Source organism: Sphingobacterium sp. BIGb0165, from assembly GCF_024810095.1.
In the GTDB taxonomy this organism is placed as follows: Bacteria; Bacteroidota; Bacteroidia; order Sphingobacteriales; family Sphingobacteriaceae; genus Sphingobacterium; species Sphingobacterium detergens.
On the sequence record NZ_JANUEB010000015.1, the window covers coordinates 1 to 12689 of the forward strand.

Below are 12689 nucleotides of genomic sequence, written 5' to 3' on the forward strand. Positions count from 1 at the left end.
AAAAAATAATCTTATAATTGTTGGCCCGTAATCACCGATACGGGTGGCCCATATTCAAGCGATAGGCTTGGCCCGGAATAACCGATATACACATATATTCGTAGATGGAGAATTTTGGCATGGATTCGATTGGCAGAACAATAAGGATCGTATTAAATCCAACCGTCTATTCTGGATCCCAAAAATCGAACGCAATATGCAAAAGGATATCCGTGTCAACAAAGCACTACGCGATATGGACTATGTCGTATTCAGGTTCTGGACGCAAGATATTCTTAAAAATCTTCCTAAAGTACTCAATCAAATCGAACTATTTCTTGAAACAAGAAGGCTATGGAAATAGATACACATGATTCAGGCACTTTCTCGCTATAGAAGCGTAATGACCAGTATATATTGAAACAGAACCCCATCCCTTTGATTACCTCGCCTTTACCATAATAGTATGACAAAATACCAATAAAGCTGCACTCAGAATAAGCCATATCCCTATTCCTTAGATTGACCATATTGCGATAGAGCTGAGAAATATGATTACTTAGTTTTTCGACTTCAAAAAACTAAAAAGATCCTCAGGTGTATCAAACTCGTAAAAAGACTCCCCAGTAGAATAATAACAAAGGTATCCAGATCCGTCCGATTCAAGTACTAAAGTCACTGACATATTCTTGCGAATCTCATATTGTTGCAATGCTTGAACAAAATTGTTAATTGATAGACTCATAGCTTTATATATTTTTATTGTTTAAACTTCCACTCTCAATTTCTTTCAATTTTTACTACTAAATGCTGCTTAATTCAAGTAAGCATACTTAAATATAGTCATTTTTGACTATATTATCAAATAATTTTATATGTTTTTTTTAAAAAATTGAAGAAATTATAGATCCAGTCGTACTTTAACACTGGATAAAATCAATCCGTAAACAGCCAGCAACCGAAGGGCGGTAGCATCTGCCCGCAGGGAGATAGGCCACGAAAGAGCGGGTGGAAAAAGAAATAAGAATAGTGGGTATTCTATAATTTTCTGTATAAATAAGTTTAGCAAGTACAAGATGTATAGTATGGCCTGCGTGAAGAGACTTCTCTGATCATTCAACCTTTATTAAAGAAATCCTCATGTTCAACTTTTTTAGAATGTCCTCAATTTCTGAGACCTTTTTCAAAAGTGACTGTTTATCCCTAGTCGATGTGTCCTGCCGTTTTCCCCTCAACTTAGAAAGCTCGGCTGGACTTATACTTTCAAAAAGTTCATATAATTCTGTATCCATATTATCAATTGATTATTTTATAAAAAGTTGTTTTACTCACGATCTTAAAAGCTTTAATATCTGAAGCCCTCCAGTTTTCAAATACTCAATAAATATAAAAATACGATTTAAGAAACCAAAGATTCTTTAGTATACAGCAAGAGCTTAATCCTTTTAAAGATTTATGTGAATAACTTTCGCTATAGCTCTCCCCTTTTGTATACTGCTACATAGGAGAAGTAAAAATGCTAGAACATCTGTAAGCAAAATGGCTAGACGCTCCTCAATTAAGGAACTTCGAACGGGTAGAAGCTAGTTTGCCTATTGTAAAAGGGTACATCGTTTATTCAACATTGATTGAATAATACCAACTATTTCTTACCAAAAATCCCTAAAAACAAAAAGAGCTTCCCCTAACCGGCAAAGGGAAGCAATTTGGCACTTTCGTTGGTTTAACTAGCCGCAAACCAGCGAGTAGTTCTTCAATACCTAAAGATAAGTATGTTACCTTAATATAACTATTGATCATTTCCTAGAAAAGGTTGATCAAAACCGAACACTTAATCAACCGAACTCAGATTCGCCAGACCAAATGGTCGATTTTCCGACAGCAAATCATAACAATAAGTATCACATATTCCTAAACAGGCTAATTAAACCTAATAACACCGTTTTTGGAAACTGGTACAATGAGTGACGAGTCCGATATAGGAGAAGAATTGGTTGAATTGTGAGATAATCCATTGACTATATATTTCGCTCCTGAATTAAAGGACATGACGGGCACATCCATCACTAACATATCATAGATGTTTGCAAACGATACATTTGCATTATTTGTATTTCCACATATAATAAAAGTTTTGGGCAGCAACGTGGACCGTGTAGTTCGTATCAAATTTGTAAAACATGAACTTTTAATATAGTCTTGTACACCAATCCGTAGGGAGGATGTTCCGTCATATACTAGATTATCGACAGCTACGTTTTCCCCCATAATATCCAAATGGCTAACATTTGTCGCTATATTATCCGATACTTTGAGTCTTAAATTATTGATAGCATATCCTTTACCACGAGTGAGTAAAAAACTCCTATTTGAGGTTAAGAAAGCTGCATTTACATTGAGAATGTTAATATTGGTATTTACGATAGAAACATTTGCATAGTTGTTTACTGAGGATGACAAACCGGTTGACAAAATATTGCCACCAGCAGTGGTATTTCCGATATAATTGATATTATCCAATGTAATATCCAGACCGTCAATAGAGATATCCGTCCCGGAAAGTGCAATATTCGCGCCGTCAATTCTGCAATCTTTGAAACTCACTCCACAACTGAGATCTGCACTACTTCCTAATCTAACAGCGTATTTATCGACAAGATCCTTAGCTGGTAGTGCAACACAATCTTTAAAACTAATTCGTTTTTGTGAAGCTACCACCGTTCCGCCTTGTGTTATAAAATAGTTGGAGTAGCTATCAATTGTGATATTTTCAAATTTTAGATCCCTTATGCTCTCCGAAGTGACCGGGGCTATCTGAATAGCCCCGTCAACGTAATTGGCATATACATTCCTAACCTGCAAATTATAATTGCCCTGCATTTGTAAAAATATCGAACATCTATCACTTAGCGTTGAAGCATAAAATTTTAAACCATTCAAAATGGTATCAGCGTCTAATTTTATAGCTGAAACCATCGGATACTGCATTGCAGTCGCATAAATTGTCAGATTATACATTTTTATCCCACGACAAAATCCTGATCCGGACAATTTCACCGCTCTTTTAGAGATGTTTCTGAATATACAATCTGAAATCGTGATATCGAAATAATTGACACCGCCAACAACGCCATAGAACCGGATACCATCAGCATCTAAATACCCTGAATAAGTATTAAAGTCTAGACCATCATCAAGTATATTGACAATGTTTTCAAATGTACACTCTCTGATGATTCCACTGCTACTATTGTTTGTAGGGGTGGTTGGTTCTGAACCGTTATATAAAAATATTCCACCTGTAAATCCTCGCCCTACCGTTGGGGTACCGCTTACAGCTGTATTATTATATTTACGGATATCTTTGAAGACACAATTGTGGATGGAAAAATTCCGAACACCATAAGGGGACAGCATTAGGCCATATGCGTTATTACGCGGGTTGCCCCCACTTACCGTAGCAGTCAGATTTTTAAACTCAGTCTTATTAATTACTAAATTCTTACAGTTATCGCCAACGAATACCAACGAGAAACTTGGCTGCTTGTTATTTCCATCAAAAACAACATCAGTTACTTCAACATTACTATTGTTTACCGTTAAGATTCTATCATCAATTCCTCCATTAAATTTTAATGTACCGTTTTTGATTTTTGAACCATCTACAACAGTTTGAATATTCTTACACAGCACTTCCCTTCTACTCAGATCTACCTGTCCAAATTTCTCTAAAATAATATTCAACGCGGGGCTAAAATCTGTATTTGCCTGGTGTCCATAGTAACTGATGTCTACAAATCCCTTAAATTCATGTATTAGCTTAATGCTGCCAGTTACGATAACACTCCCGTCGTCATTTGGTCCTGGATCAGGATCATTCAGGGGATCTACATAATGATAAATAATTGGTGCTGGGGTATCCCCTTTTTCGTAATAGCCCAGTAACTGTACACCTGCATAAGCGCCGCTCTGTAAAGCTGTGATTTCAGCGGCTGATAATGCTTTCATATCCGCTATAGCTTCCTTAATTAAAAATTGATTTGCCATATTTCTTTTATTTAAATGATATGGGTAAAAGTATGGGGATTAAGAGGGCTATCTGAGGAAAACAAGGTGTAAGTAAGCGGTATGTGGGAGATACCGAAAAGTCTTTGAATCCATGCATTTCAATCTGCATACCATGAACAAAGAAATGCGGTATCTTTGAGGATATCGCATTTCTTTCACCTAGCTATTTAAGAATTAAATTCCAATCATAGACTTCTAGTCTGCTAATATTTTTGCAGCCTTTAATTTCGTCTTTAAATCCCGGAGTTCGTTCAATACACTTTGGGCTTCTGATTGGATATAGGTCGCACTTGGAGATAAAGCTGAATCAGCTGATGGAATAGCCTGCAACATACCGATAACCCCAAAAGGAATCCAGTTGCTGCCAATATATTTCCAACCAAGTGGCTGTCCAATAATATTTGTACTGTTATAAACTTCATCCCCTTGCTCGGCGCTGATACTCGGGATTGTGGCCGCATATCTTGTTAAGTTCTTGTTCTTAAAACCACTAAAAAATCCATTGGTAGTTATCGTTCCGAATTGCTCAACAATTTCCCATTTGTTTCGACCGACACTTCTCACCCTAATTCTATCTCTATTCGTTCTGAGGACCAAGGATGTTGCTGCATTATTCACACTGTTACCTATACTATCGCCTGATTTTACGCGTATTTGGGACACGATAGCATTTGGATTTTCAAATTCATACTCCAGGCCTACACTATTATTTGCCAATGGAAGGGTAAACACATTGTCAACAGTCGATGACAAAACAATTCCGTTGAAAGATCCTGATACGATGTCCAAGTCTGAAGAAAAACTTCGGTATTTCTTTACCGCGTATTCATTCTTAAATCCATTGGTCTTACTTATGATAATCTCACCGTTGCTAACGGATTTCTGCCCATAGGTATTAATATTTTTTATGTAGAAATTATCAATACTCTGGGTGGAACCACAATATAACCATATCGGTACGAGCATCCATTTGGTAGTTCTATTATCAACAATGGTAATGTTTTCGATGCTAACTTCGCCATGCCCCAATTGTAACGATTGAGCCGGGTCTATGTAGGCAACTACAGCACATTGGCTCTCATTTGTACTCACAATATGATCTTGATTACAATTCTCAATATAGATATCTCTCAGAACAACTTTCGGGGAACCCTCAAACCAACGTGCAAAATCTATGGATCGTTCCTTTGAATTTAATATCGTCACTCCTTGAATAAATATTGCTCCGTAAATTTTTTCAGATGGTCTCATTCCCTTCGTTTCCAATGGAGGGTTTGCAAAGCGAATCGCACCACTTGTACCATCATCTACTGAGGTATAATTTGTTATCTTAACATTATAAGATGGATTTATGTATTTCTCATCGGTAAGAAATCCGGGGACCAACTGCAAACCTCCTTTTTTATTATTTCTGGTCGTTACATTTGTTAAAGTAACATTGATAATATCGGTACCTTTTGCATTTGGTTCGATATCAATACCGTAGCCTGGTGCTTTGAACAACGTTTTCCCTGTATTGATATATGCACCTCCGTTGACTACCCCTTCTTCCCAGCTAACAATGCTCAACCCCTGTCGACGATTATCATCAGCGATACAATTAAATAATCCTCCTCCTTTTGTCCCTTTACTATCAGAACCTACATAGTAACCATCCCCCCAACATTTGGAGATATAGCCTTCATATACATTGATATTTTCACAATCCACGATATAAATACCATAGCCATCCTCCCCTACAATGTTAAGGTGTTCCCCCACATCTCCGATTATCTTTGGAGCATAAATAGAAACATTGGAGACATTGACACAGCTTATAAAAGTATATGCGTCGGCTGCTGTTGGCTCCATTTTTAGGGTAGCTTGATTAATAAAGCTCAATGTACTGTTGGTTCGCAATTTAATTCCACCACCGAATTTAGAAGCTGGATAATTGCTATCTACTGGATTTATTAGACAATCTTTGGAGATGACGACAGATTTATATTTGTCGATCACCTTTTGAATAATTTGGGTTACATCACCTGTTTTGTATGCGCCAAAATAACCAACATCTACTTTTTCCGGAAACGTGTGTATTAATTTTATTCCGCTTACAGCAATGATACTACCTCCGTCATCGGACCCGGGATCAGGAGTAAGTGGAGCTAGATAATAAATAATCGGCGCTGGGGTATCCCCTTTTTCATAGTAGCCCAATAGTTGTACACCGGCATAAGTGTTACTCTGTAGTGCGTTGATTTCAGCAGCTGATAAGCCTTGCATAGCTGCCATAGTTTCCTTAACTAAAAATTGATTTGCCATATTCTTTTGTTTTTATGTGTATAGCAAAAGTATAGCTGTTGCAGAGGCTATCTGAGGAAAAGAAGAGGTATGTAAGCGGTATCGGGGAGGTACCGAAAAGTCTATTTCATTCTTTTAAATCCTATGCAGATGCTCTAAATAAAAAAGCTTCCCTCTGCCGATTAGAGGGAAGCTTTTTGGTGTATCGAAAGATAGATTAAGCTTGTTGGCCACTCGCTCTATCGGCAATCAATTTTGCATTCAACGATCCTCGGATCTCACTGGTCAAATTACGTAGATCATTGTATTTATCAATCAGGGTGTTCAAATTAGCAACTACTTCAGGCAACGTATTCGCTACCGAATCTGCCACTGTACCTGGCAAAGGACTTGCCGAACCTGCCACACCTACAGACTTCTTCACTAACCCGATTTCAGAATTATTTGCCTCCAAAGTAATATTTTGATCCAATACTTTCACAGAAGCCCCCGTTTCATTGGATATCCTCTGCGCAAACTGTCCAATCAGAATATTATTTTTAATATAGGTTTCGGACAGCGACAGGGAGGCTCTAATACCTACAGACAAAGCATTTGCTGATTGTAATATTGTATTATCTTCTATTACAATATTTGTGCTGGCAGCAACTCCCGTGACATAAATACAGGGACCATTTGCCCGACCGGAAGTGTTGAAATTATTAATGATATTGCCTTTCACAATGCAATTGGACAACATCCCACTATTGGAGAAAAAGCCCATACTTAGGTTTGAACAGCTATTATTGTAAATGAACAAATCGCTGCAATTGCTATAATTATAGGCCATGACCGAGGTACCTATCTGCTTATTAACCGTATTGGAATAAACCTTAATTCTGGAACTATTGCCCGCAGATACCATTGCATGCATCAATGTGTCAACAGTATTCGCATGAACAGTTAGTCCCTGAACTTCGGTCTGACATAGTACAAAATGGAATGATCGCCAGGAGAAATTAGAAGCAATGACAACATCGAAGACTGTGTCGAGTTTAATCGAAGTGAGGTCGAGGCTAGTAGCAAATGTATTGCCGCTTATATCAATAACCTTTGCGGATCCATAGCAATAGATAAATGTTGTTATTTTATGCGTTCCTTTAGTTTCAAAGGATAGATGATTATTTTTAATATTGATATTTTTCACCACCATATCCTCCTTAAATCTTTCAGCATTCACCTTAATCAACGCACTTACTGTTGAAGCTTTTTCCGCGGTAGACAGGATCGTGTTATTATAAAAATTCACATTCTTGATCTCGGTATTTGCTTTCATACAATTGGTTTCGAAATCATGACCAACATTATTCATAAAAGTATTGTCATAAATATTTACATTGGACACGCGATTATTTTCATTCGGTTCGATATCAATTCCATCCATTGGCAATTTGCCCTTAATTGTACCTGTATTACTGATCGTAGACTTTGAAATACTGATATTACTTCCTTTAGTTACGGTGATACCCTGACGTCCATTTTTGTCTACTATAATATGATTGACGGAAATATTACTGCTGGCATTGGATAAGGTATGAAGACCACCTATCCATATGCCATCTCCCCAGCATTGCTCAATCGAGATATCTTGGACGCTGATGTCCTTACAGCCATCGGAAATACTGATACCGTTCCCCCATTCTCCCAACGTCCCAGTGTGCGTCTCGATATCGCCCACGATCCGACCTCTACCAAAAACACCACTATCGGTAACGTTTGAGAATAGAATAATTGCGTATCGCTCGTAATCGTTAGCGCGAATAGCAATCGTAGCATTCAGTTCCAGATAAACATGTGACTTCATAATTATACCAAAAGCATCGTAGCTAACGGGCAGACTCAAAAGAACATTTTGACTGACTTCTACAATGTTTACATTGCTACTTTCCGCGTATGCTATGGCGCGATTGATTCTTTCGAGACAATCGGCGACACCACCAATCGCACCAAAATAGCTGACATCTACCCGATCACAAAATTCGTGAACCAGTTTAACTCCACTCACTGCAATCACGCTCCCCCCATCATCTGGCCCGGGATCTGGAGTAAGTGGAGCTAGATAATAAATAATCGGTACAAGGGTATCGCCTTTTTCGTGATAGCCTAGTAACTCTACACCTGCATAGATTGGATTGGTTCCCTGCAGTCCAGCGATTTCAGTTGCGGACAGTTTGCGCATAGCTTCCATCGTCTCTTTAATTAAAAATTGATTTGCCATATTCTTTTGTTTTTATGTATATAGCAAAAGTATGGCTGTTGCGATGGCTCTCTGAGGAAAACAAGGTATATGTAAGCGGTATGCGGGAGATACCGAAAAGTCGATCTTACAAAGTATGCTTTGAGGTTTGAGGAAGTGGCCCAAAACAGAAAAGGGCCGTATCAAAATAGTTATTTTGATACGGCCCCCTTTAAATATAGGGATAGAAAGCGTCTATTAATAATGGATGGTATTCTTAGATATAAGAATTTAGCTACCATAAATTGAAATAGGACGACTGGTATTTTCAATTATTTTACCATTTTTAGTCTTTATACTAATCTTAAATCTATAATTACCTTGCTCTTTAGGTAATTGAGATAGAATACACATATAGGTGTTGCCAATAAATGGCTTATTAACGAAATTGATTTCATCCAATCTCCCTCCGGTGATAATATGCGGAAATATATTGTAATTGATTCCCGCAAGCCTATATCCGCCCTCCGGTTGTTTGTAATTATTCGCTATTACCAGATATGGATCCTCAAAATAGACCTTGAAAAGACGATTTAGATTTGCTCCTGCTGGAAGGTCGTCTCCGAAAGCTCTGTCACTAGTGATCTTGATAGATTCCAGGGTATCAATTATTGCTATTGGTGCTGAGTGCAGCCCAAAAATAGGCTCCGCATTGTAATGTGTATCCCCTGAAAGCTGAACATACTTTTCATTGGGTGGACTAATAATCGCATAATCGAAATTTCCATCTTTAAAACCCTTCTTCCACTCTAAGGAAGCAAACAGCATAATATTATTTTCCAATGAAAAAACTTTTCCATTATTTTCCGCATGGTTAACCAGTGATGATCCGTTGAAATCCAGCTCATTTTTAATAATTTTAGTATTCACTCGCTCCAATATTGTCAATGTATCCGTTGAAATAAAATTTTGGATATAAGATTTTTTTTTGCCCGGCGGATAAGGAGGAGAATTAATATCACTTTTCCCGCATCCGCTAACGGAAGCCAGAAAAAATGCGGATAACAACATTAATAAATCTTTCATATTTATTGTATTTTTTATTTTAAACTTACTAAATTATTTCCTGATAAAAGGCAATATCTCCAGCTTATATTCATAGTTATATGGCTGCCCCTCTAGCCCTCCATATAAGGGGACATTAGAGCTGAAATCTGGATAATTGACAGCATCGAAGTAATATGCTGAATAAAAACCATCCCGTGATCCACCCCATCCCCAATTTACGTGATGATAATCATACCGAGAAATGTCACTTCCTGTCCAACGGTCTATAATTGCGCCATCAGTTCTTGATCTTCTTTCAGCAATATAATTGTATTTAGTTTCTGTAGTTAAATACCCGTCAATAATCCACGCATGCCCACCTTCATAGCCAACAACTACACCAAGAACTTTTACCTGTGAAGAGTAACCACCAGCAAAGAGAGGTTGTCCATTATTGATGGAGGTGACAACAGTATTGTAGTTGTAATCTTGCATTCCGCCATGAAGAAATCCAGATGCTGATAGTAGTCCCGGCACTTTATCTGAGTTCGTCCCTGTAGCATCACATGCATAAGATGAATCCATTTTTTTTCCTAAATTATCCATTAGGTTGGCAACTTGAGACTTTACGTTCGCAGGTGCAAGATTAACCATATCCAGCTCCCTTGGATATAGATTGATTTGTGACCAATTATAGCTATCAGTATATAACATCGCAGGATATTTCCAAAATGCCATCAACTGGCCTACAGCCACTGGGACGCAACCCGCCGGCGAAGTACCTGAACCGCACTTTTTGTATCTAACATTATCATTAAAAGGTGTACTCTGTGACCATTTCGTAGCTAGCAATGGACCTTTTTTTTCAACCACCCGCTCTTTATAGACGAGCGTAGTCTCATAATATATTTCACCCTCATAGTCATAATCCTCATCACCCCCAGAGAATCCTGCAGTTGAGCTTGCTTTAGGCAATCGTATTCCCTTTTTCTTAACGTCAGTTGCTATAGAATTGGCTCCCGATTTTGGCAATAACAATCCTTTTTTCTTAAATTCGACTGTTACTGAATCTTTCAGCTTTTCATAATCTAAAATAGATTGCTTAATACCCATTTCCGCCATACCTAGGAAAGCTCCAAGACCGCCATTATAAGTTGTATCACCAAGATTCCCGGATTCAACAATAGCTAGTAAAGGTACTTTTACCCGCTTGTCCGCAGCAATGAGGAGAAAGCCGTCTTCATTCGCAAAGTTAACCACATAGGCCAGCGTATCATTAAACGTCGCTGTTTTTTTTGATGTTCTAGCACTCTTTCGAGTAATACTTCCCGCATCTGTTAACATACGGATCCGCTCCACTCTCCTTGCATTAAGCTTAAATGCAAATGGCGAATTATTCCGGCTCAATATAGTGGATGCATTCTCTACCTCCTTATAGATATCATCAATATTTCTCATTTTAGAGCTTTCGCTCTCAATGGACAACACACGTATTTCCTCTTCGGATAAGGATAATTGCGCAGAGGTCTCTCTGTCTTTTTGCTGCAGATCTTCAGATTCCTTCGAACAGCCCAAAGCTAGTAGAGCAAGTACTACCACAGTATAAATTTTTCTCATTTCTATTTTAAGTTTACTATCAATTAAAAAAACATAATCAAAAAAGTACTGTTCCAGCAATGTGATCTTCACACACCTAAACCAGGAATAACCACTAATTAATCAAACAATTAAACTAAAAATCCCCTCGCATATTTATCTCGACAAAAGAAAGATTAATTAAGAACTCTGGTTGTTTCCCAGATGCATGTTAAAATATCAATGGCTGTAATTAAAAAAACTTATAAACAAAACTAAAATAAATACACCTAAATGAAATAAGATTAATCAAATCTACACATTTGTGTAGTACATGATTCAAAATATAACGCAAATACAAGATATCTACTAAATAATCGGTGCCGGAATATCCCGTTTTTCGTAATAGCCCAATAGTTGGACACCGTTATAAGTTCCGTTCCCTAATGCTGTGATTTCAGCAGCAGATAGATCCTTCATATCCGCCATTATTTCCTTAACTAAAAATTGATTTGCCATATTTTTTGTTTTCATGTGTTTAGCAAAAGTATAGTTGACGAGGGTGCTATCTGAAGAAAACAAGGTGTATGTAAGCGGTATGTCTTAAACTTGATTTAGAGCAAAACAAAACATATACAGTATTGGGCAATGCGCACCTAAAAAAGCCGAACCCTTTAAATTCATGGGGTTTTGATGCAGACTATATAAGCTGCTGATAACACGACGATATGTATAAAATAACAATGAGAAGTCATAGTGACTTTAGGCAATAGCTTTTGGGCTAGATCAAAATTGGTCGAGCCTTTTACAATGTATAATAATCAGGGAGGAGTCTAAAAAATCTATGATAAATACAATGACCAATATGAAAAATGCTTCTAAAAACTCAACCGCATGGTATTATCAAGAGTTGGCAAAACAGGTAGGTTGATAGGGTTTGTCGTGTTGGGCACGATATATCTTTCTGCCTTATACCGCTCAGCAGCTGATACTGCATTTTTAACGGTATCATTTAGCGCTTTCATCATGGATACCAAAGTATTTCAATGAAACCATCCCGCCAAAACGATGGTCGAGTTTTACACCGCTAATTTCAACGATACTACCACCATCATCTGGGCCAGGATCGGGCTCAATTAATAGATCAATGTAGTGGTAGATAATCGGTGCTGGGGTATCCAAACTAATTGAATCACATTCTTTTTAACGAATTTTAAACGATCCTCCGCGAATTGTAAATGGTCTACTCTGCAAAAATTAATACTTTTACATTTGAACAATTGCCAATACATCTTAAATCAAAGTGCTCGTATAGGTGAAAGTTTGTTTCATTTTTAATAGCGTTGGCAGAAATGTGAAAATTTAAAATCGTGCAATCTTTTATATTAGTTGAAGGTTTAGGCTTAGGTTTGCCCGCCATCGCAAAGCCCGAAACGTTAGCTACAATATTATGACCGACATTATTGCAAAAGAAGAACGTATAAAAGAACTATTGAATTTTGGACTGCCAAAAGTATTTTTA

General features: G+C 37.5%; 9 protein-coding genes. 1 reads left to right on the plus strand and 8 read right to left on the minus strand.

The features are described 5' to 3' along the window. The first annotated feature begins 43 nt into the window (after positions 1–43). A complete protein-coding gene (locus M2408_RS26200; protein ID WP_259187545.1) occupies positions 44–343 on the plus strand; it encodes a very short patch repair endonuclease in 300 nt (99 codons plus the stop codon). A 195-nt stretch (positions 344–538) separates the two neighbouring features. On the opposite strand, the gene M2408_RS26205 is transcribed toward M2408_RS26200, so the two are convergent. From M2408_RS26205 to M2408_RS26240, 8 genes are all read right to left on the minus strand, one after another. Continuing rightward, positions 539–724 (minus strand): hypothetical protein, encoded by a 186-nt coding sequence (locus tag M2408_RS26205; protein WP_259187546.1) that lies wholly within the window; start codon positions 722–724, stop codon positions 539–541. 1175 nt (positions 725–1899) lie between these two features. Further along, positions 1900–4026, minus strand: a complete 2127-nt coding sequence (locus tag M2408_RS26210) for a hypothetical protein (RefSeq protein WP_259187547.1) — start codon at positions 4024–4026, stop codon at positions 1900–1902. Positions 4027–4242: 216 nt separating this feature from the next. Further along, positions 4243–6351, minus strand: a complete 2109-nt coding sequence (locus tag M2408_RS26215) for a hypothetical protein (protein ID WP_259187548.1) — start codon at positions 6349–6351, stop codon at positions 4243–4245. Positions 6352–6547: 196 nt separating this feature from the next. Continuing rightward, entirely contained in the window at positions 6548–8587 is a 2040-nt protein-coding gene (locus M2408_RS26220; RefSeq protein WP_259187549.1) for a right-handed parallel beta-helix repeat-containing protein, read from the minus strand. Between the two features lie 249 nt (positions 8588–8836). Next, positions 8837–9631 carry a hypothetical protein gene (locus M2408_RS26225; protein WP_259187550.1) on the minus strand — a complete coding sequence of 265 codons (795 nt, stop codon included), beginning with the start codon at positions 9629–9631 and terminating at the stop codon, positions 8837–8839. A 33-nt stretch (positions 9632–9664) separates the two neighbouring features. Next, positions 9665–11209 carry a C10 family peptidase gene (locus tag M2408_RS26230; RefSeq protein ID WP_259187551.1) on the minus strand — a complete coding sequence of 515 codons (1545 nt, stop codon included), beginning with the start codon at positions 11207–11209 and terminating at the stop codon, positions 9665–9667. A 327-nt stretch (positions 11210–11536) separates the two neighbouring features. Beyond that, on the minus strand, positions 11537–11686 hold the full coding sequence (locus M2408_RS26235; protein ID WP_259187552.1) for a hypothetical protein: 150 nt from the start codon (positions 11684–11686) through the stop codon (positions 11537–11539). Between the two features lie 489 nt (positions 11687–12175). Further along, entirely contained in the window at positions 12176–12349 is a 174-nt protein-coding gene (locus M2408_RS26240) for a hypothetical protein (protein ID WP_259187553.1), read from the minus strand. Positions 12350–12689: the final 340 nt, after the last annotated feature.

Coding starts and splice junctions, on each gene's coding strand:
- M2408_RS26215 (WP_259187548.1), bottom strand. CDS start 6,351: ATGGCAAATCAATTTTTAGTTAAGGAAACTATGGCAGCTATGCAAGGC.
- M2408_RS26225 (WP_259187550.1), bottom strand. CDS start 9,631: ATGAAAGATTTATTAATGTTGTTATCCGCATTTTTTCTGGCTTCCGTT.
- M2408_RS26210 (WP_259187547.1), bottom strand. CDS start 4,026: ATGGCAAATCAATTTTTAATTAAGGAAGCTATAGCGGATATGAAAGCA.
- M2408_RS26235 (WP_259187552.1), bottom strand. CDS start 11,686: ATGGCAAATCAATTTTTAGTTAAGGAAATAATGGCGGATATGAAGGAT.
- M2408_RS26230 (WP_259187551.1), bottom strand. CDS start 11,209: ATGAGAAAAATTTATACTGTGGTAGTACTTGCTCTACTAGCTTTGGGC.
- M2408_RS26205 (WP_259187546.1), bottom strand. CDS start 724: ATGAGTCTATCAATTAACAATTTTGTTCAAGCATTGCAACAATATGAG.
- M2408_RS26220 (WP_259187549.1), bottom strand. CDS start 8,587: ATGGCAAATCAATTTTTAATTAAAGAGACGATGGAAGCTATGCGCAAA.